Below are 19,474 nucleotides of genomic sequence, written 5' to 3'. Positions count from 1 at the left end.
TTAATTAAACTTCACGTCTTTTAATGCTTCGTGAATGACATTAAGGTCTTTTAGTTGTAAGTCGTTGCCGATTCTGAAAGAGCGGATTGTAAATCCCGTGTTCAACCTGAATATACAAATCACCTGATTATTGAGTGCCAGCGCAAATTGTGATTCAGGCAACGACTCAATTGTTTGTGAAAGCGTTCGGGCCCCGGAAGGGGAGATCCCGATATCGATGTAATGCAGCTCGTATTTTGGATCGTATTGAATGTCGGTGGCGTAAGTCAGTTCGCTGGCACCCACGATGGGCTTCTTTGAAATGCAGATCTTTTGATTACCGATGATCATCCTTGCTTCATTGCCACAGGGAACTTTCTTGAGTGGAGTGGTCATGATGTAAATGCCTGACAACAGTTCGTCTGTCTGTGCAATCACATTCATTGAAACCAATAATACCAACAATATGATCCCTATTCTTATAGTCATAAAGACCGTCAATAGACTTCTACATTCGAGAGGAGCGGACAACCTTTGGCAGCCGTTATGTTGATTCGAATTTTTTCTGCATCACCAGGGTTCACACGGATTATTCGTTTGTAGCCAATGGTCGTTGCACTTGCCAGGGGGCGCCATGTGCCTCCAGAGTAAGCCTCGATGTTGAATGACTTGACACGCTGACCAAGTTTGATGTATTCCTGAAGCACGACATACTTTACAGGCTTAGCTTCTTTAAAAGATATTTCGGTGCTTGCAGTGGTGACATCATCGTCAGTGGCCCAATAAGTTTCCGGATTGCCATCGGTCAGCAGTCCTGCCTGAAAGTTCTGCAGCTCGCCCCTTACGTTGGTGGCCGTACAGGATGCACCTGCGGCTACATTTGTCCTGAACTCATTCGACAGCAGAGCCTTGAACCCTTTCAAAGCCGCGACGTCGTTCTCATGAAAGTGACCACTTCGATCGGGAGGTACATTAAGTAGCAACGTAGAGCCACGGCCAACTGATGTAAGGTAGATCTCGAACAACTGCTCTGGCGATTTCACCAGTGAATCTTCCTTAGCATGATAAAACCACCCTGGTCTGATAGAGACATCAACCTCAGCCGGTATCCACGCCGTTCCATTTTCATGTCCCTGGTTTAACAAGTCTGTTATTCCCGGCTGACCGGCGTATAGCGTGTCCGGTGTAATTGTGTTCCAGTTTGTTTCACCGGCTAGTCCACGCTCGTTACCTACCCATCTGACGCCGGGTCCGGCATCGCTAAAAAAGATGACATCCGGCTCCATCTCTCTGACCATATTTAATGTTGTGGGCCAGTCGTAAAAATGAGCACCGTCTATTTTCCTTTTCTCTTTTGCACCACCATAGTATCCATCGCCACCATTGGCGCCATCAAACCACATTTCGAATACAGGGCCATAACTGGTAAACAGTTCTTTCAATTGATTTCTGTAGTAGGTGATGTATTCAGGCGTGCCATAGTCGGCACGATTCCTGTCCCATGGCGACAGATAGACACCGAACTTCAGTCCATTTGCGCGGGCGGCATCAGAGACAGCTTTCACAATGTCGCCTTTGCCTCCCTGAAATGGACTGTTCTTTATGCTATGTTCTGTGTACTGACTCGGCCACAGGCAGAACCCATCGTGGTGTTTACAGGTGAGAATGACGCCCTTAAATCCGGTGTCTTTCAAGGTTGTAATCCATTGGTTGGGATCGAAGTCTGATGGGTTAAAGATTTTAGGTGATTCATCACCAAAGCCCCATTCTTTATCGGTGAATGTATTGGTTGTAAAATGAATAAAGGCGTTGGTCTCCATGTTGTGCCAGGCGAGCTGACTTTCACTTGGAACCGGGCCCAGGGCAGTGGGGGCCTGAACTGTCTTCTTTGGTGAACAAGCGACTAACAACACAGCCGCGAATAATAGTGATGTCCTCATTAAGTGTTAATAAATATCGAAATATACTGTGACGATTGGCGCCGCGCACGTCGCGTTAAGCTTTTATCTGTGCAATCGCCTGGTCAGCGTCGTGAACAGGCAATTGACATACCCTGTTGTGGCAGACAAATATGGTATCTTGTCCGTTTACAGGCTCTTTGCCGGCAACGAGCGGAATCAGCCCTGGATTACCGGCTTTCAAATACGCCGCGAACGGTAAAAAAGTCTTAAGCAGTGTGCGATGATGATCATGACTATCGCCAGCCAGGACAACTTCCCTCAAGCCATTCTGTGATTCGACGAGTGCGATCGCCCACTGCGACATATACGATGGCTCTGACGACGTAAGCGTTTGCAATGGCATGACCAGTGCTTTTGACATTTCCTGCCATTCATCGTTGCCTGTTATTGTTCCCAGCCAGTTGAGATTCTGAGCCATAATAGCATTTGAGCTAGGGATAACATTATCGAAGATCTCTTTCTTTCGGGCAATCAGTTTCTCAGCATCTCCGGAGGTGTAGAAGAAGTAACGTTCCTGCGGATCATAGAATTGCAACAAGGCCGCGCGGGTGAAATCCACGGCGCGGGCAAGCGCAGTTTCATCGAACGTTACCTGATAATATTTTGTCAGCGCAAAGATGTACCATGCGTAGTCGTCGAGAAATCCATGAGTTGCAGAGCGCTTCTCTTTGAAAGAGCGATACAGGGTATTCCCTTCTGATAAATTGTTTTGAATAAAGCGCAGATTAGCCGCTGCGGTCTCCTTGAATTGTTCGCCTCCCAATGTTGCATATGCATCCAGCAATCCACAGGTCATCATCGCATTCCATGCTGTCAGAATTTTGTCATCGAGTCCGGGACGAACGCGCGATGCACGTGCGGCCAGTAACGTCTCTTTATAGTGGCTGAGTTGACGATGCCATTCTTCAGCGCTGAGATTGTGTTTCGATAGAAATAGTTTCTCGTCCGTTACTTTATGCAGGATGTTCATTCCATGCTCCCAGTTTCCTGCATCACTAACCTGGTAATACTCTTTCACACTTGCTGACTTCGGTCCCAGTATGTGGTCCAGCTCGTCGGCTTGCCAGCAATAGAATTTTCCCTCAACGCCTTCGCTATCCGCATCCAGTGCGGAGTAGAATCCGCCTTCGGCATTTGTCATTTCCCGTTTCAACCATCCGAGCGTTTCATTTACAACTTCGCGATAACGTTCGTTACGGGTAACCGAGAATGCTTCACTGTATAGGCTCATAAGCTGAGCATTGTCGTACAGCATCTTTTCAAAATGAGGAGCAAACCAATCGCCATCAACGGAGTAACGCGCAAAGCCTCCGCCAAGCTGATCATATATACCGCCGCCGGCGATTCTGTCCAGCGTAAGGCGAATCTGATCAAGAGATACGTCGTCATCGGTCAAATGGTAGTATCTCAACAGGAATCGCCATATCGATGGCATAATAAATTTGGGCACGTTGCTCATACCCCCGCGACGACGGTCAAAACGTTCGGCGAGTTTGCCGGCGATCGCTTTCAGGTCCACGGTTGAGCTATCTGCATGATTTACGAAGCGACCAATGTCGGAGCGCATCAGATGATTCGTCAGCTCTTCAGCAGTCTCTTCAATGTTGTCGCGGTTGCTCTTGTATGCCTTTGATACATTTTCCAGAATCTGTATCCACGCCTGAGGAGTAAAGTATGTTCCTCCGAAAAATGGCTTTTGGTCCGAAGTAAGAACGACATTCAGTGGCCAGCCGCCGTGAACTCCCAAAGCCTGGACAGCCTCCATATAAATCTGGTCCACGTCAGGGCGCTCTTCGCGATCCACCTTGATACAGACGTAATTTGCATTCATTACAGATGCAATTGATTCATTTTCAAAACTCTCCCTTTCCATCACATGGCACCAATGGCAGGAAGAATATCCGATGCTCACCAGGATGGGCAGGTCAAGCTTGCGGGCGAGCGAAAGTGCATCGTCGCCCCATTCATACCAGTCAACCGGATTATGAGCATGCTGAAGGAGGTACGGAGATGTTGCATGAATTAACCGGTTCGTGTGCGCCGGCGCGCCAGATACGCTTTTGTTGTTGCCAGGTATATTCATAGAATGTTGGTCATTTGTTGTTGACTTCACTGTGGCATTAAATGCTCTTTCACGAATCAATCAATTGCCCGCGTATAAGCTGCCGTTCTTTTTCCACATCCGCATATCCCGTCCAGGCATCGATTCGTTGAAGTGTTGCCTTTAGAAAAGACTGATGCGCATCCGTACCGGGATGGAATGGCCGATGCTCCATTGCCTGTATTATGCCTTTCCAGGATTTGATGAAGGCAAGCAAATCGTTGTCGAACCAGGCCGCTGTGAATTTCTCCCATATGTATTCCTCGGCAACATCGTTGGGATGAATCATGTCTGACTTATAGAAGCGATAGTCCCGCAGATCGTCCATCATAATCTCGTACGCGGGAAAGTAAAAGACATTTGAATAGCTGCGTGAAATATTTTCGCAAGCCACCCTCAGTATGGATTTACTTACCGAATTGCCCTCAAGTGTATCCTTGACGTGCCGTACCGGACTTATAGTTAGAATGATATTAAGCCCGGGATTAGTTCCTTTCAGCCGTCGATGAAGTTGGTCAAACGATTCCCCGACATCCTCAACCGTGAGCAACTGCTTATCAAACCAGTCCGAAGGTTGCTTGTGGCAATTAGCAACTACGTCGCCACTGTCTTTGCGTTTGTAAATCCACGCCGTGCCATATGTAATGATGAGCCACGTACTATCCTTTAATGCTGCGGCGCATTTTGTGACAAGACTCTGAAGGGTATTATCCAGGTCGTTTTTCGAAATAGCGCAGAGTGAGGAGTGGAAGTCATAGTGAAAGACCACCTCTCCGGACGTGTATCCGTTTTTTGAAGGAATCCTGCTATTTGTTGCGAAGTCGAGGAGGCGATGTATTGAGTACGGGTTATAGGATATGCCGGTCGGATTGGGATAAGTTGTCAATTTATAAGTTGCGAGGCGATGGCCAATGGCGTCCGAAAAACACGATCCAATCGTGAAAATTCGGTCCGAAATGGCCATTCTGAGGCTTCCGCCCACTGGTTTGAGTACCGTTCTGAAGTCATGCATAAAAATAATGTTTCCGCAAACACTTGATAATTTCGGGCTTTTTAGGAATTTAGGCCCGTAATTAACATCGCCGAAATCCGATTAAAATTATGAAATGTCCCTCTGGAAAGAGCAGATGTTTAATCACCGGATCGGGGCATAGGACCAACGCAGCAACCTACGATTGTCACGTACCAATAAATATTGACACAGTTTAACAAACAAACCAATGAACAACGACCTCACGGCCTTTGAAAAGATTCCTGTAAAAATTTTCGAAACCTCAGAGAAGGGTTCCGTCTTTGTTGCTAAGGAGATAGCGGCGCAAATCAAATCGCGTCAAAAGGAAGGAAAGCCTTTCGTGCTCGGTCTTGCGACAGGGTCGTCGCCAACCCGCATGTATGCGGAACTGGTAAGAATGCACAAGGAGGATGGACTAAGCTTTAAGAACGTCTACACCTTCAACCTGGACGAATACTATCCCATGCAACCCGAGGCGCTCCAAAGCTATGTGCGCTTCATGAGAGAGCACTTGTTCGATCACCTCGACATCCCTTCAAAGAATATTCACATTCCTGATGGAACGGTAGCAAAGGAAGATGTGGCAGACTACTGCAAGCGTTACGAGGACAAGATCGATTCATTGGGAGGACTCGACGTTCAGGTGTTGGGCATCGGTCGAACAGGTCACATTGGTTTTAACGAGCCTGGTTCTTCTGAGAAGTCGTTGACTCGTCTTGTTACCCTCGATCAGGTGACACGTATCGACGCTGCCAGCGATTTCTTCGGAGAAGAGAACGTTCCCCGTAAAGCCATCACGATGGGTGTTGGTTCCATCATGAAAGCTGCAAAGGTTTATATGATGGCCTGGGGTGAAGGCAAAGCATCTGTAATATACAAGGCTGTTGAAGGACCAATCACTGATCAGCTGCCTTCGTCGTTTCTGCAGAAGCATCGCGATTGCCAGATCGTTGTAGATGAAGCTGCGTCGTCATCACTTACACGTGTGAAGACTCCGTGGCAGCTGGATACTGTTCAGTGGAATGACAAACTGATCCGCAAAGCCGTGGTTTGGTTGTGCCAGAAAACGAAGAAGTCAGTGCTCAAGCTTACCAACCATGATTACATGGAGCACGGTATGGGAGACATTGTTACTGAATACGGTTCTGCCTACCAGGCAAACATCAAAGTTTTCAACTACCTGCAACATACTATCACCGGATGGCCGGGTGGCAAACCAAATGCTCCGGATGAGCATCGTCCCGAGCGTGCAAAGCCATTCCCGAAGCGCGCTCTCATCTTTTCGCCACACCCTGATGACGACGTAATCTCAATGGGCGGTACGTTCATACGTCTGGTTGATCAAGGTCATGAAGTGCACGTTGCTTATCAGACATCCGGAAACATCGCGGTGTTCGATGATGATGCGATACGATTCGCTGACTTCGTTCGCGACTTCAACGATCAGTTCGGTCTTAGCAAAGCAGATGGTGCGAAGTTTTATAAGAAGACAGTTCAATCACTGAAGAACAAGAAGCCCGGACAGTTAGATAGCCCTGAGGTATTGAAGATCAAAGGTCTTATCAGAAGGGGAGAAGCGAAGGCCGGTGGACGTTACGTTGGCATTCCTGACGAACAGATGCACTTCCTCGACATGCCGTTCTATGAAACAGGTGCTGTAAAGAAGAAGCCTCTCGGTGAAGACGATATTAAAGTGGTGATGGATATCCTGGAGACTATAAAGCCTCATCAGGTTTACGCTGCGGGTGACCTTTCAGATCCGCATGGAACGCACAGAGTTTGCCTTGCAGCTATCTTCGAAGCGCTGAGAAGACTGAAGAAACGCCCCTGGGCAAAAGACTGCTGGGTATGGTTGTATCGCGGTGCCTGGCAGGAGTGGGACATCGATCAAATCGAAATGGCAGTGCCCCTGAGCCCGGACGAACTGATGCGCAAGCGCCGTGCTGTGTTCAAGCACCAGTCACAAAAGGACAGCGCGATGTTCCCTGGCAGCGACAAGCGTGAGTTCTGGATGCGTGCTGAAGATCGTAACCACGCAACTGCTCAGGCTTACAACGCTCTCGGTCTTGCCGAGTATGAAGCTATGGAAGCTTTCGTGCGCTATAAATTCTAATCATTTGCAGATTTAGTGATATAGAGATTTGGAGATAAGGTTTCACGCCGGGAACGGCGTGGTACTTAGTCAGCTGCATAAGCAGCTGTAATAGAATCTCCAAACCCCTATATCATTAGATCACCAAATGGTCTATTGTTGCATTTGCATTTCCTGATGTCGTCGGAATGAATTCTTCTTCGACGCGGGTTTTACCTCCGGCTTGATCAGTTCAGGATCGCCATCGGCTGTTTGTCCGTCTTCGTAGCCAACAGAAACGGATACTTCCAGTGTATGCGTGGAGGTACCCCGGTAAGTCCCTTTTACAGGTGAGCAATCGGAGAAGTTCTTTCCAACAGCAAGTCTTACGTGGGAATCTTCAACGATGGTATTGTTAGTAGGATCAAATCCCAACCAGCCATAGAACGGTACGTAAGCCTCAACCCATGCGTGTGTTGCTCCTTCACCGCGCATTCCATTCTTTTTCGGACAAACATATCCGCTCACATATCGGGCCGGAATACCCACAATGCGCAGCATAATGAGGAGGATATGCGCAAAGTCCTGGCATACTCCTGATCGTAGAGACCACACTTCATCGAGCGTGGATTCTACGGAGGTGATGCCTTTCCTGTATTCAAAGTTCCGGTAGATATATTCACAGAAGTCTTTGGCCGTAACGAAAGGAGAGCAATGCTTGCAGCGTTCAGCTTCGATGATGTTTTCCATTTCGGTCTGGCCTGCAAATCGCTCGATGCGCAGAAAGTCAATGAATTCCACCTGCTGTTTTAAAGTCGACAGTTCCAGCCACTGAAGTTCGGCTGGCGTTGTATCGTCGGGCACGCGATGGGGGAGGGTCTCTACGATAAGCTTTGAGTCAATGAGCAGCTCCTTGTGAGGCTTCGCCTGTGTGAAGGTGCCTACCTGGTTTCCAAAGGGATCGAAGTAAAGGTCGATGATCGGATTGCCGGTTATGCTGATAGTATGCTGTATTACCTGCTGATAAGAATCCTTGATCGGGTACAGCATGATCTGGTTAGCGCTGTCGCGAACCGGATTCTCATATACATACTTGGTGAGGTGTCGTATTTTGAATTTAGGCATAATCGTTAATCTTCAGTATTTGTTCCGTGATGGTTCATTGGCATTCTGCACTTAGCACATTCTCTATTGGCTAGGTGTATCCAAAAAAGTGCTGATTGAGACCCACGCCGATTTCATCAATTTCATCAATAACATCTTTGAGATAATTGTGCAGTCCCGTGTCGTATACATTCTGCACATTGGAGTACTGCACGTTGCTGCGCAGCTTTCCGATCATGAATTGAACCTTTTGAAATCCCTCCAGATTCTTTTCACTCCTCAATCGGTCAAAGTTTCTTTCGAGTTGGTTCAAAGAGTATAGAACTGACCTTGGAAAATCCGGATTGAACAATACCTGATCTACAATGTTTCGGGCTTCAAATCCTGACTGATAGCGTTTGAGATAGAGCGAATAACCAGAAATAGACATCAGAAGATACTTCCAATAGGCAGTGTCTGTCGGTTTGTCTACCTCGCCGGAAAGGTTGCCCAGTTTGATATCGAGAATCTCGGCCGACTGTATGGCTCGTTCCATAAACTTGCCGAGGTTCATGAACTGGAGTCCTTCGCCACGAAACATCGTGATGTCGGTTGTGCCAAAGTAGAGCATGCACTCCTTAATAAGCGTATCCAACACCGTGATGGGGTCGCCGTGCTGGATGGCGTACGTCAACCGATCGCCTCTCACCACATGATAGAATTCGTTAAGACATTTCCATAGCTCAACCGTTATATGGTCCTGTACGCTGCGTGCGTTCTCTCTTGCGAGCGTCACCATATTGAATACGGAATTCGGATTAAGGCGGTCCACGATCATGAACTGCAGTACCTTTCTGCTGTCGTCTTCGAGACGATCGATTTCATGATCATCGAGGCTTGCAAATATGCTCAGCACCGGATGCCAGGTAAAATCCTGGGGCGCATCCTGAGATGAGTTATAATTGATCTTCAGCATTCGTAGAACACTGTCGGTGCGTTCCATATAACGCGCCATCCAGTAAAGTGAATCAGCAACACGACTAAGCATCTGTCAGAAAAATTAGGAATTGATCACTCGGCAAGTACCCATGTATCCTTACTGCCGCCACCCTGTGAAGAGTTCACAACGAGTGAACCCTCTTTAAGCGCGACCCGCGTAAGACCTCCCGGTACAATCTCAATGCCATTGGGACCGCACAGGGCAAAAGGGCGAAGGTCGACACGGCGGGGCTGAGCTTTTCCGTTAATGTAGCAGGGGGCATTTGAAAGACTGATCACAGGCTGAGCAATAAATGCCCGGGGATCTTTAAGAATTTCTTTCGAGTAGTCGGCGATCTCCGCGTCGGAGGCAGCATGTCCCATCAGCATTCCATATCCTCCTGAACCATTCGTTTTCTTCACGACCATGCGATTGATGTTCTTCAGTACATGGTCGCGTTCATCAGGACGTTCAAGCTGGTAAGTGGGAACGTTCTTGAGTAAAGGTTCTTCATTGAGATAGTAACGAATCATCTCCGGAACGTATACATAAATGGCTTTGTCATCGGCGACGCCGTTTCCGATAGCATTTACAATAGCGACGTTGCCCTTCCGATAGGCAGCGAGTATTCCCGATACACCCAAGACGCTGTCGGGATTGAACACGAGAGGATCCAGGAACTCGTCATCAACCCTGCGGTAGATGACGTCAACCTGCTGCAGCCCGGCCGTTGTCTTCATGTACACCTTTTGGTTTTCCACGACCAGGTCGCGGCCTTCAACCAGTTCAATGCCCATCAGGCGCGCCAGTGTTGTATGCTCGAAATAAGCCGAGTTATAGATGCCCGGTGTAAGCAGCACTACGTTTGGTGACGACACCTGTCCGGGTGACAGTGACATCAGGTTCTTGTATAGAATGCTGGGATACTGCGTCACCGGGAGTACGTGATTCTTGGGAATCAGATCGGGGAAAATGCGTTTCGTGATCTCACGGTTTTCGATCATGTACGACACACCCGACGGAGTGCGCAGGTTGTCTTCAAGTACATAAAAAGTACCATCGTGATCGCGTATCAGATCGATGCCGGCGATATGCACGTAGATGTCGTGAGGCACATTTACATTCTGCATTTCGCGCAGATAATGAGGGCACGAGTATATCAGCTCAACGGGTACAATGCCGTCCTTAATGATAAACTGCTGATGGTATACGTCTTTGAGAAAGAGGTTTAGTGCGCGCAATCGCTGCTTGATGCCTCGCTCAATAAAGTCCCATTCGCTGGCCGTTATAATTCTCGGTATGATGTCGAAGGGGAAGATTTTTTCTATTCCTTCACCGCTCGAATAGACAGTAAACGTGATCCCTTGCGCCATGAACAGGCTCTTTGCCAGCTCTTCTTTCTTGCTCAGTTCATCGGATGGGATCGACGAAAGCGACTCAAGGACGTTTCTGTAATGGGCCCTCACCGTTTCGTTCTGATACATTTCATCCCAGGTGTTTGGGGTTAGCTGATACTGACGAAAAAGTTCGGTCGACTTCATGCGGGGCGGTTTAGGAATGATCTAAAATACCATGCATGCGGGTTTACACGGATAATGGAATGAAAATAATTTTCGCAATCGTATGTTTTGTGCCGTTACCGGGGTATCGCACAAACCATCATCGCGCGTTTCGATATGCAGCCGTTCGAATGTCATACAAAACAAAAGGGACGTCGGGTATAACCCAACGTCCCTTTATTTATGCAGCGTTGCGCTGTAAAGGAATGGCTTATTCAGCCACTACCTTTATTTGAATTTCGTGTTTCACTTCTTTGTGGAGATCCAGCGTTGCTGAGTAGGTGCCGATCTGCTTAGGAGTTTCTTTGAGGACCACTTTCTTGCGGTCGATATCGAATCCCTTTGCTTTCAGCGCATCAGCAATTTGCAATGCTGTAACAGCACCGAAGATCTTGCCAGACTCACCAGCCTTGGTACCAACCTCAATAGTAAGTTCGCCGATCTTAGCAGCCAATGCTTCAGCATCCTGCTTGATCTTGGCAGCCTTGTGAGCTGCCTGGCGCACGTTCTCGGAAACCAGGCGCTTGTTTGCCTCATTAGCGATAAGTGCATAACCATTAGGGATGAGGTAGTTGTTACCGTAACCAGGTCTAACCTTCACCGTGTCGTTCTTATAACCGAGTCCTGCGACGTCTTGCTTCAAAATTACTTCCATGTTCGTATCTGTTATAGTGGAACGATTACTTCAATGAATCACCGACGTAAGGAAGCAATGCCAGGTGTCTTGCGCGCTTAACGGCGGTAGATACCTTCTTTTGAAACTTCAGGCTAGTGCCAGTGAGACGACGGGGAAGGATCTTGCCCTGCTCGTTAACGAACTTCAGCAGGAAGTCAGGATCCTTATAGTCGATATATTTAATACCATTCTTCTTGAAACGGCAGTACTTAGGCTTAATTTCTGCGCGTTTGATGGGTTCATTCATCAGTGTCATCGTGTTGCGCCCTCCTCTTTTTTAACAGGTTTTTGATCTTTTTTCACTTTGAATTCGCCCTTGCGGCGACGTTCGTTGTACACTACTGCGTGCTTGTCGAGCGCAGTGGTAAGAAAACGCATCACTGATTCATCGCGTCTGTACTCGGTTTCGAGTGTGTCGATTGCCGATCCTTCTGCCGTAAATTCGATGAGGTTGTAGAAGCCGGTAGACTTCTTGTTGATTGGATAAGCGAGTTTGCGAAGACCCCACTGTTCGTTGTTCAGGATTTCCGCATTAGCTTTCTTCAACACCTTCACGAATTTTTCGACAGTATCCTTTGCCTGGTCCTCAGACAAAACGGGATTTAAAATGAATACCGTCTCGTAATTGTTCATGTTTTGTGTTTTGTTTTTTTGAGGGTGCAAAGGTAGGGGAAAAATTAAGAATTAAGAATTAAGAATTATGAATTATGAATTTTGGGGCGGAGGGCTGTTCCAGCCCGTCCGAGACACTGAAGTTCTTCGGGCTTTGTTGGTGTATGATCCCCAATTTAGACGATAATAGCCGTTTGCACCATTCCTGGACTGGATTGCTGGATATTTGGCTATCTTGAGCCTTCGTCATGGCAAACGTTTGCACCGCTTTTTTCGTCCCCCTTTTGTTGCTCCTGTGTATCAGCTGCCGCCAGGAGACTGTCGACTTCAGTGCCGAGGTCAAGCCCATTCTCAATAAACACTGTATCAGCTGTCATGGGGGCGTGAAGCGAAATGCCAATTATAGCCTCCTGTTCCGCCATGAGGCCCTCGATACCGCGGAGTCGGGCAAAACGCCTATTCTTCCCGGTGATGCCGCCCACAGCGAACTGATCCGAAGGATCACCAGCAGCGACCCCGAGGTGCGCATGCCCTATAAGGAATCGCCACTTAGCCAGGACGAGATTGACATCCTGAAGCGGTGGATCGATCAGGGCGCTCCCTGGGGAGATCATTGGGCATACCTGCCTCCGAAGCCACCGATCGTACCTAATCCGGCCGTGGCGTTATCGTCTGTGGGAGATCCTGCAGGTCAATCGCCAATGCTGATCAACCCCATCGACAACTTTGTCGTGGCGCGGCTTCAGGCTGAGAAGCTCATGCCTTCCCCGACTGCAAGCAAGCCAGACCTTATGCGCCGGGTATACCTCGATCTCGTCGGCGTTCCCCCGAGCATGGAACAGGCACAAGCATTCCTGTCGAGTACGGATCCACTGGCCTATGAAAAACTTGTAGACTCATTACTGGCTTCGCCAAGATTCGGCGAGAAGTGGGCGTCGTGGTGGCTAGATATGGCCCGCTATGCCGATACCAAAGGATACGAAAAGGACAACGGCAGGTCTATCTGGAAATATCGCGATTGGGTCATCGACGCACTGAATGCCGACAAGCCTTTTGACGAGTTTACACGAGAGCAGCTGGCGGGTGATCTGCTTGATCACCCTACCGACAATCAGCTTATCGCCACGGCCTTCCATCGCAATACCATGAACAACGATGAGGGAGGTACTGATGACGAGGAGTTTCGCGTTGCCGCCCTCATCGACAGAATAGGCACTACGTGGGAAGTATGGCAGAGCACTACCATGGCCTGCGTGCAATGTCATACGCATCCTTACGATCCGTTCGTTCATAAGGACTATTACAGGACGATGGCATTCTTCAATAATACACGCGACGAAGATGTTCCCGGCGACTATCCCAACCTGCGGCAGTATTCAAAAGAAGATCAGGGCGAAGTGCAAAAGGTAACGGAGTGGATACGCGCAAAGGGTAGCAGTGATCAGGCAACGGCGACAGCATTTTTCCTCAAGACGATGGAGCCGAAGTATCATCCTCACGTGTTCGATGAGATTACCAATGGCTCACTGCTCGATAACAAGTGGCTTGGCATCAGAAATGGTGGCCATGCCAGAATGAGGAAGATTAACATGCAGCATAAACAATCGCTGCTGTTTAACTACTGGACCTCAACAGCAGGAGGGACATTTACTATCAGGCTTGATGCTGTTGATGGACCGGTAATTGCTCACCATGCAATTGAAAAAGGTGACCGCGTTGCGATGTATGACCTGAAGCCTGCGGAGGGCGTGCACGATTTATATTTCTCATTTGATAATGGGGGCATTGCACCGGGTGCTGCTGTATGTGCAGTCGAATGGCTCGCCTTCGGCGACGCGTTTCCTGAGGTCAATACGTCTAACGGTGATGCTATGCGCCGGGAGTACCTGAAGCTACTCAACGCAAAACCGACTCAAACGCCTATCATGATCGAGAATGGCCCAGAGCAGGCCCGCACAACCCAGGTATTCATTCGCGGCAACTGGATGGTGCGTGGTGACACGGTCACGGCAGATGTTCCTGCTTCACTAAATCCGTTCCCGAATAACCAGCCTAATAACCGCCTGGGATTTGCCAATTGGTTGATGGCCCCGGAGAACCCGCTCACCGCAAGGGCCATAACAAACCGCGTGTGGGAGCAGTTTTTTGGTATTGGGATCGTGGAGTCTCTGGAGGACTTCGGGACACAGGGCGCTGCGCCCAGCCACCCCGAACTACTGGACTGGCTGGCACTTCGGTTTCGTGTGGATCATCAATGGCACCTGAAGCCGCTTATTCGCGACATCGCCCTGTCGGCGACATACAGACAGGATTCGCGTGTATCCCAAGAGTTGCAGGCACGTGACCCGCAGAATCGTCTGCTGGCCCGGGGGCCACGTGTACGATTGTCATTCGAACAGTTGCGCGATCAGGCTCTCGCAGTAGCGGGTTTGCTAAGCACGCGTATGCATGGGCCGAGCGTTATGCCTTATCAGCCTGCGGGAATATGGAGTTCGGTCTATAGCAGCGAGAAGTGGAAGGAAAGCGAAGGGGAGGACCGATACAGGCGCTCCGTATATACGTACATGAAGAGAACGAGTCCTTATCCTTCAATGATGATGTTCGACGGTTCGAGTCGTGAAGTATGTACAAGCCGGCGTATCCGGACGAACACGCCGCTTCAGGCTCTGGTTACGATGAACGATTCCTCATTCCTTGTTGTCGCCCGCCACCTGGCGCCGCTGATGATGGCGCATAGTGATAACGTTGGAGAGCAGGTGAATCAGGGTTATCAACGAATTATGTTCAGGGAGATGGCGCCCTCAAAACGCGCTGTCATGGAGAGATTGTATAATGATGCGCTCGCCTTTTACCGTACGCATGATGCCGATGCGGAAAAGCTGATGGCGAAGAAAGGAACCAGTGCGGAGGCTGCGGCCATAACGGTTGTGGCTAACGCTTTGCTGAACTTGGATGAAACAATAGTGAAAAATTAAGAATTAAGAATTAAGAATTATGAATTAGCCGCCAGCCTGGCGGCTGATTGCACGGCACGACCGAAGGTCGTGGACGATAATTCTTAACTCTTAATTCTTAATTCTTAATTCTTACCTGGATTATGATGATTTCCGATGAATTAAAACGCATTTCGCGCCGGCACTTTCTGAGTGAGAGTGCAGTGGGACTTGGTGCAGTAGCTTTTGGACTGCTGGCCGGATGCTCGGACGTGAAGAGCAAGCCGGGGATCGTGACGGCACCGGTGGATCCGATGCTACCAAAGTCGCCGCATTTTCCAGGACGGGCGAAGCGCGTGATTTATTTGCATATGGCAGGCGCTCCCTCGCAGCTTGAAATGTTCGACTACAAACCCGAACTGATGAAGCTGCACAATCAGCTGTGTCCTCCATCGCTGCTTGAAGGAAAACGTTTTGCTTTTATTCGCGGAGTTCCGAAAATGCTTGGGCCGCAAGCTGTCTTCAAACAACACGGTCAGTCGGGTGCATACATTTCCGAAAACCTACCTCATTTTTCGACCATCGCCGACGAGGTGTCGTTTTTGAAAGGTGTTCACACAGATCAGTTCAATCATGCGCCTGCGCAGTTGTTCGTGCACACCGGGTCGCCACGACTGGGTCGACCAAGCATCGGCTCGTGGATAACGTATGGGCTAGGCACAGAGAATGCCAACCTTCCAGGGTTCGTCGTTCTTACATCGGGAGGTAAAACTCCCGACGCCGGTAAAAGCGTATGGGGAAGCGGATTCCTTCCTTCCGTATATCAGGGAGTTCAGTGCCGTTCAGAGGGAGATCCCGTACTATTTCTCAGTGATCCTCAAGGGCTCGACCGCAACCTGAAGCGACAGACTATAGATGCCATCAACGAAGTCAATAGTCAGCACTTCGATGAATTCCGAGACCCGGAAACATTGACGCGCATGGCTCAGTACGAAATGGCATATCGCATGCAGATGTCGGTACCCGAGGTGATGAACATCAACAACGAGCCGGAGTACATTCATCAGCTATACGGGACTACACCAGGCAAGGCTTCATTTGCCAATAATTGCCTTCTCGCAAGGAAACTGGTGGAACAGGGAGTGAGATTCGTGCAACTATTCGACTGGGGATGGGATGCGCATGGTACTTCACCGGCCGAGTCGGTCGACATAGGTTTAAAGAATAAGTGCCGTACTATCGATAGGGCAATGACAGCATTGGTGCTTGATCTCAAGCAGCGTGGTTTGCTTGATGAGACGCTCGTTGTATGGGGAGGAGAATTTGGCCGTACCCCGATGCAGGAAAATCGTGAAGGGAAAGAGATGGCGTTTCATGGCCGTGATCATCACACAGATGCTTTTACCATGTGGATGGCCGGCGGCGGCATCAAGCAGGGTGCTACGTGGGGCGAAACCGATGAAATTGGTTACTATCCTGTGTCGGGAAAAGTTTCGCTGCACGATGTACAGGCAACGATTCTCAATCAACTCGGATTCGATCACGAAAAGCTGACTTATCATTTTCAGGGAAGGCCCTTCAGATTAACCGATGTTTCAGGACAAGCAATCCGTGAGATTATTGCATGAAGGAATTTGTAGGAAGACTGCACCCGTTATTGGTTCACCTGCCCATCGGGATTCTTTTGCTAGCTGCTGCGTTCGAATTGCTCGCCTATTTTAAACCCTACAGGAAACTAAGAACCGGAGTGAGGGCGATGATCCTGTTCGGAGCCGTTGCCAGTACCCTTTCCGTTGTCTCCGGACTCTCACTTGCATCAACTGCCGGATACGATGAACATCTGATTGAGATTCACAGAAACGCCGGAATCATCACCACCATTTTTGCATGGATCGTATTCTTTGCGCGCGACAGCATCATTACCCTCTTCAAGGAAAAACGGAAGCGGCGACTTGTGCGGATCTTTCTCTTTATTCCGCTTGCTGCATTGATCGGACTCACCGGCCATGTGGGCGGCTCTCTTACTCATGGTGAAGATTACCTTTTCGCCAGCAGTTCCGGAGAGAAATTGCAGTCACTTCAATTAACATGGAAGGGTGATCCCGATAGCGCCCGTTTGTATGCCGACATTATAGCGCCCATCCTGGATACGCGCTGTTACTCATGTCACGGCCCAACCAAGCAAAAGGGCCAGCTTCGTTTGGACCAGCCGGGATATATCGGCGACGGAGGCAAGCATGGAGACGTGATCAATACGTTGCAGCCCGATTCAAGTGAAATTTACAGGCGCCTTCTTCTTCCGCTGGAAGACGAACATCACATGCCTCCAAATGAAAAGCCACAGCTAGCGTCTGCAGAAGTGGCGCTGATCCGTGCCTGGCTTGTCGAGGGCGCTCCATTCGACAAGCGGATTGCAGACCTCCACACTTCGGCATCCATCAAAGGATTCCTGCAGGCTTTGTCTGCTCCCTCTCAGCGAAAAAGGACGTTGCCAGATGCGGAAGTAGCGCGTGCTGATTCAATGTCTGTCACGGCATTGACCAGCCGGAGTATCGTAGTGATTCCCTTCAGCGATAGTACCAATTACCTTTCCGTTAGCTACATCAATGCACCTGCGACCACCGACGATCAACTTTCACTTTTAATGCCTCTTAAGAATCAGGTGCTGTCACTCGACCTCGGGCGTACGTCGATTGGGGACGGCGCCATGCAACAACTCGTAAACCTGCCATTGCTTCAACAACTAAGCCTGCATCATACCAGGATCTCTGACGACGGACTGAAAAAGATCAGAACACTTAATCAGCTGCAATCACTGAACATTGTAAGTACTGATATTACTGATACCGGACTGGCGGAGCTTCAGCATTTAAAGGCTCTCAAAAAAGTATGGTGCTTCAATACACGTGTGACAAGATCGGGTGTTTCGAAGTTGTTGCTTGTACGTCCCGACATTGCCGTGGATACAGGTGGCTATGTTCTTCCTGTGCGTGTAACCGATACGTTGGAATATAAAGCCGAAAAGAAATAGGATAATTGTACAGGAGTGATGCAACTTTCCTGCGTGCAGCTGAATCTTAATTTCGAATGTTAGTGCGTACGAAAATCCTGCCCGACAATATCGGATGCCGATGAGCGGGTTAGAAACGTCGCAGCCAGACAGCACAAGGCTGATGTGGCATCAGGAGATTTTTTGGAGGTGGCGCAAGGGATTTGAGAGAATTGAATATTTTTTAACTTATTTACCAGTAACTTGGCGCGAATTATGGGCTATATCATAAGTGGTATTCAGCAGGTTGGCATTGGAGTCAGTGACGCTGAGAAAGCATGGACCTGGTATCGTAGGAATTTCGGAATGGACGTCCCGGTCTTCAAGGACAGCGCGACAGCCACTCTGATGACCCGGTACACTGGAAACCGCGCCGAAGATCGCTATGCAATTCTTGCTATGAACATGCAGGGTGGTGGAGGTTTTGAGATCTGGCAATTCACGAGCCGGTCGCCTAAGAAATCAGAGGGTCAGCACCTCCTGGGTGACACTGGTGTATTTGCAGTGAAGCTTAAGACGCAGGACATCGATGCCGCCTACAAGCAACTGAAGGCGAATGGTGTTAACCTTGTCAACGGCATTCAAACAGCACCTGACGGAAGGAAGCACTTTTATCTCATCGATCCTTTCGATAATTATTTCGAGATCACAGAGAGCAAGAGCTGGTTCAAGACCACAAAGAGAGCCGTTACCGGCGGTGTTGCAGGATGTATTATCGGCGTCACTAACATCGATAACGCACTAAAACTTTATCGCGACGTACTGGGCTATACAGAAGTCATCTACGATGGAACGCAAAAGTATAGCGACTTCGCTGGCGTGCCTGGCGGCGATGGTGAATTCAGAAGGATCATTCTGCGCTCCAATAAGAATCGCCGGGGAGCGTTCTGCCGATTGCTTGGCGATACCGAAATTGAACTTGTCGAGGCGCATTACAGAAAGGTCGATAAGATGTTTCGCGATCGCTATTGGGGCGATCTGGGGTATATTCATGTTTGCTTTGACATCAACGGCATGGCAAGTCTTGCAGAACGTTGCAAGCAGGCAAACTTCAGCTTTACAGTCGACAGCCGCGATTCATTTGATATGGGGAAGGCTGCAGGTCATTTCTCATACTGCGAAGACCCGGATGGCACGCTTATCGAGTTCGTAGAAACACATAAGATTCCTATTTTCGAAAAGATAGGGTGGTATCTCAATATTAAGGACAGGAACCCTGATAAGCCGCTGCCGGACTGGATGCTGGGTATGCTGGCTTTGAACAGGGTGAAGGACTGAAAGGAATTGATAATTGATAATTTACAATTGATAATTGTGGAGGGGCCTTTTCGGCCCCTTTTGTTTTTAGAGTAATCCTCCCGATCAGGTAGTCCAAATAGAGAGGTACCTGGCCGGGATTTTAGTACAGGTTAAAATTAGAGTTTTTAAATTTAACCAACTGAAATCCGTATGAAGAAGA

At 48.9% G+C, this 19,474-nt stretch carries 16 protein-coding genes; 5 read left to right on the top strand and 11 right to left on the bottom strand.

All coding sequences use genetic code 11. From position 1 onward, the window contains the following. The 4 genes from WBG78_RS29550 to WBG78_RS29535 are packed head-to-tail and all read right to left on the bottom strand — an operon-like array spanning window position 1 to window position 5,053. Entirely contained in the window at window positions 1–468 is a 468-nt protein-coding gene (locus WBG78_RS29550) for a hypothetical protein (protein WP_337330148.1), read from the bottom strand. Window positions 469–476: 8 nt separating this feature from the next. Next, a complete protein-coding gene (locus WBG78_RS29545) occupies window positions 477–1,919 on the bottom strand; it encodes an alpha-L-fucosidase (protein ID WP_337330147.1) in 1,443 nt (480 codons plus the stop codon). 55 nt (window positions 1,920–1,974) lie between these two features. Then, window positions 1,975–4,023, bottom strand: a complete 2,049-nt coding sequence (locus tag WBG78_RS29540; protein ID WP_337330146.1) for a thioredoxin domain-containing protein — start codon at window positions 4,021–4,023, stop codon at window positions 1,975–1,977. A gap of 49 nt (window positions 4,024–4,072) precedes the next feature. After that, a complete protein-coding gene (locus tag WBG78_RS29535; protein ID WP_337330145.1) occupies window positions 4,073–5,053 on the bottom strand; it encodes a GSCFA domain-containing protein in 981 nt (326 codons plus the stop codon). Window positions 5,054–5,261: 208 nt separating this feature from the next. Between WBG78_RS29535 and nagB the strand changes: the two genes are divergently transcribed. Continuing rightward, complete coding sequence (gene nagB, locus WBG78_RS29530; RefSeq protein WP_337330144.1) at window positions 5,262–7,166, top strand: glucosamine-6-phosphate deaminase; 1,905 nt, start codon at window positions 5,262–5,264, stop codon at window positions 7,164–7,166. Between the two features lie 132 nt (window positions 7,167–7,298). On the opposite strand, the gene WBG78_RS29525 is transcribed toward nagB, so the two are convergent. From WBG78_RS29525 to WBG78_RS29495, 7 genes are all read right to left on the bottom strand, one after another. Beyond that, a complete protein-coding gene (locus tag WBG78_RS29525; RefSeq protein WP_337330143.1) occupies window positions 7,299–8,249 on the bottom strand; it encodes a transglutaminase family protein in 951 nt (316 codons plus the stop codon). 70 nt (window positions 8,250–8,319) lie between these two features. Continuing rightward, on the bottom strand, window positions 8,320–9,255 hold the full coding sequence (locus WBG78_RS29520; RefSeq protein WP_337330142.1) for an alpha-E domain-containing protein: 936 nt from the start codon (window positions 9,253–9,255) through the stop codon (window positions 8,320–8,322). 23 nt (window positions 9,256–9,278) lie between these two features. Further along, window positions 9,279–10,727 carry a circularly permuted type 2 ATP-grasp protein gene (locus WBG78_RS29515; RefSeq protein WP_337330141.1) on the bottom strand — a complete coding sequence of 483 codons (1,449 nt, stop codon included), beginning with the start codon at window positions 10,725–10,727 and terminating at the stop codon, window positions 9,279–9,281. A 229-nt stretch (window positions 10,728–10,956) separates the two neighbouring features. Next, window positions 10,957–11,400, bottom strand: a complete 444-nt coding sequence (rplI, locus tag WBG78_RS29510; RefSeq protein ID WP_337330140.1) for a 50S ribosomal protein L9 — start codon at window positions 11,398–11,400, stop codon at window positions 10,957–10,959. Window positions 11,401–11,425: 25 nt separating this feature from the next. Next, on the bottom strand, window positions 11,426–11,677 hold the full coding sequence (gene rpsR / locus WBG78_RS29505; protein ID WP_337330139.1) for a 30S ribosomal protein S18: 252 nt from the start codon (window positions 11,675–11,677) through the stop codon (window positions 11,426–11,428). Then, window positions 11,674–12,054: a 30S ribosomal protein S6 gene (gene rpsF / locus WBG78_RS29500; protein ID WP_337330138.1), complete on the bottom strand. Its 381-nt coding sequence runs from the start codon at window positions 12,052–12,054 to the stop codon at window positions 11,674–11,676. The genes rpsR and rpsF overlap by 4 nt, the downstream gene beginning before the upstream one ends. 209 nt (window positions 12,055–12,263) lie before the next feature. Next, a complete protein-coding gene (locus WBG78_RS29495; protein ID WP_337330137.1) occupies window positions 12,264–12,410 on the bottom strand; it encodes a hypothetical protein in 147 nt (48 codons plus the stop codon). Between the two features lie 6 nt (window positions 12,411–12,416). Here WBG78_RS29495 and WBG78_RS29490 point away from each other — a divergent pair, with 6 nt between their 5' ends. The 4 genes from WBG78_RS29490 (at window position 12,417) to WBG78_RS29475 (ending at window position 19,293) form a co-directional block, all read left to right on the top strand. Continuing rightward, on the top strand, window positions 12,417–15,008 hold the full coding sequence (locus WBG78_RS29490) for a DUF1553 domain-containing protein (protein ID WP_337330136.1): 2,592 nt from the start codon (window positions 12,417–12,419) through the stop codon (window positions 15,006–15,008). A 122-nt stretch (window positions 15,009–15,130) separates the two neighbouring features. Then, window positions 15,131–16,594, top strand: coding sequence for a DUF1501 domain-containing protein (locus WBG78_RS29485; protein ID WP_337330135.1), 1,464 nt, complete (start codon window positions 15,131–15,133; stop codon window positions 16,592–16,594). Continuing rightward, a complete protein-coding gene (locus tag WBG78_RS29480) occupies window positions 16,591–17,997 on the top strand; it encodes a c-type cytochrome domain-containing protein (RefSeq protein WP_337330134.1) in 1,407 nt (468 codons plus the stop codon). The genes WBG78_RS29485 and WBG78_RS29480 overlap by 4 nt, the downstream gene beginning before the upstream one ends. A gap of 234 nt (window positions 17,998–18,231) precedes the next feature. After that, window positions 18,232–19,293: a VOC family protein gene (locus tag WBG78_RS29475; RefSeq protein ID WP_337330133.1), complete on the top strand. Its 1,062-nt coding sequence runs from the start codon at window positions 18,232–18,234 to the stop codon at window positions 19,291–19,293. The last annotated feature ends 181 nt before the right edge of the window (window positions 19,294–19,474 follow it).

The organism is Chryseolinea sp. T2, from assembly GCF_037203685.1.
Lineage (GTDB): Bacteria > Bacteroidota > Bacteroidia > Cytophagales > Cyclobacteriaceae > Chryseolinea.
Note: the sequence above shows the minus strand (reverse complement) of the source record. Positions and strands in the feature narration are given on the sequence as shown.

Excerpts from the sequence above, each read along its gene's own strand:
- WBG78_RS29480 (WP_337330134.1), top strand. The coding sequence starts at position 16,591 with ATGAAGGAATTTGTAGGAAGACTGCACCCGTTATTGGTTCACCTGCCC.
- WBG78_RS29535 (WP_337330145.1), bottom strand. The coding sequence starts at position 5,053 with ATGCATGACTTCAGAACGGTACTCAAACCAGTGGGCGGAAGCCTCAGA.
- WBG78_RS29540 (WP_337330146.1), bottom strand. The coding sequence starts at position 4,023 with ATGAATATACCTGGCAACAACAAAAGCGTATCTGGCGCGCCGGCGCAC.
- WBG78_RS29525 (WP_337330143.1), bottom strand. The coding sequence starts at position 8,249 with ATGCCTAAATTCAAAATACGACACCTCACCAAGTATGTATATGAGAAT.
- rpsR (WP_337330139.1), bottom strand. The coding sequence starts at position 11,677 with ATGACACTGATGAATGAACCCATCAAACGCGCAGAAATTAAGCCTAAG.
- WBG78_RS29495 (WP_337330137.1), bottom strand. The coding sequence starts at position 12,410 with ATGACAGCTGATACAGTGTTTATTGAGAATGGGCTTGACCTCGGCACT.
- rplI (WP_337330140.1), bottom strand. The coding sequence starts at position 11,400 with ATGGAAGTAATTTTGAAGCAAGACGTCGCAGGACTCGGTTATAAGAAC.
- WBG78_RS29515 (WP_337330141.1), bottom strand. The coding sequence starts at position 10,727 with ATGAAGTCGACCGAACTTTTTCGTCAGTATCAGCTAACCCCAAACACC.
- rpsF (WP_337330138.1), bottom strand. The coding sequence starts at position 12,054 with ATGAACAATTACGAGACGGTATTCATTTTAAATCCCGTTTTGTCTGAG.
- WBG78_RS29550 (WP_337330148.1), bottom strand. The coding sequence starts at position 468 with ATGACTATAAGAATAGGGATCATATTGTTGGTATTATTGGTTTCAATG.
- nagB (WP_337330144.1), top strand. The coding sequence starts at position 5,262 with ATGAACAACGACCTCACGGCCTTTGAAAAGATTCCTGTAAAAATTTTC.
- WBG78_RS29475 (WP_337330133.1), top strand. The coding sequence starts at position 18,232 with ATGGGCTATATCATAAGTGGTATTCAGCAGGTTGGCATTGGAGTCAGT.
- WBG78_RS29485 (WP_337330135.1), top strand. The coding sequence starts at position 15,131 with ATGATGATTTCCGATGAATTAAAACGCATTTCGCGCCGGCACTTTCTG.
- WBG78_RS29545 (WP_337330147.1), bottom strand. The coding sequence starts at position 1,919 with ATGAGGACATCACTATTATTCGCGGCTGTGTTGTTAGTCGCTTGTTCA.
- WBG78_RS29520 (WP_337330142.1), bottom strand. The coding sequence starts at position 9,255 with ATGCTTAGTCGTGTTGCTGATTCACTTTACTGGATGGCGCGTTATATG.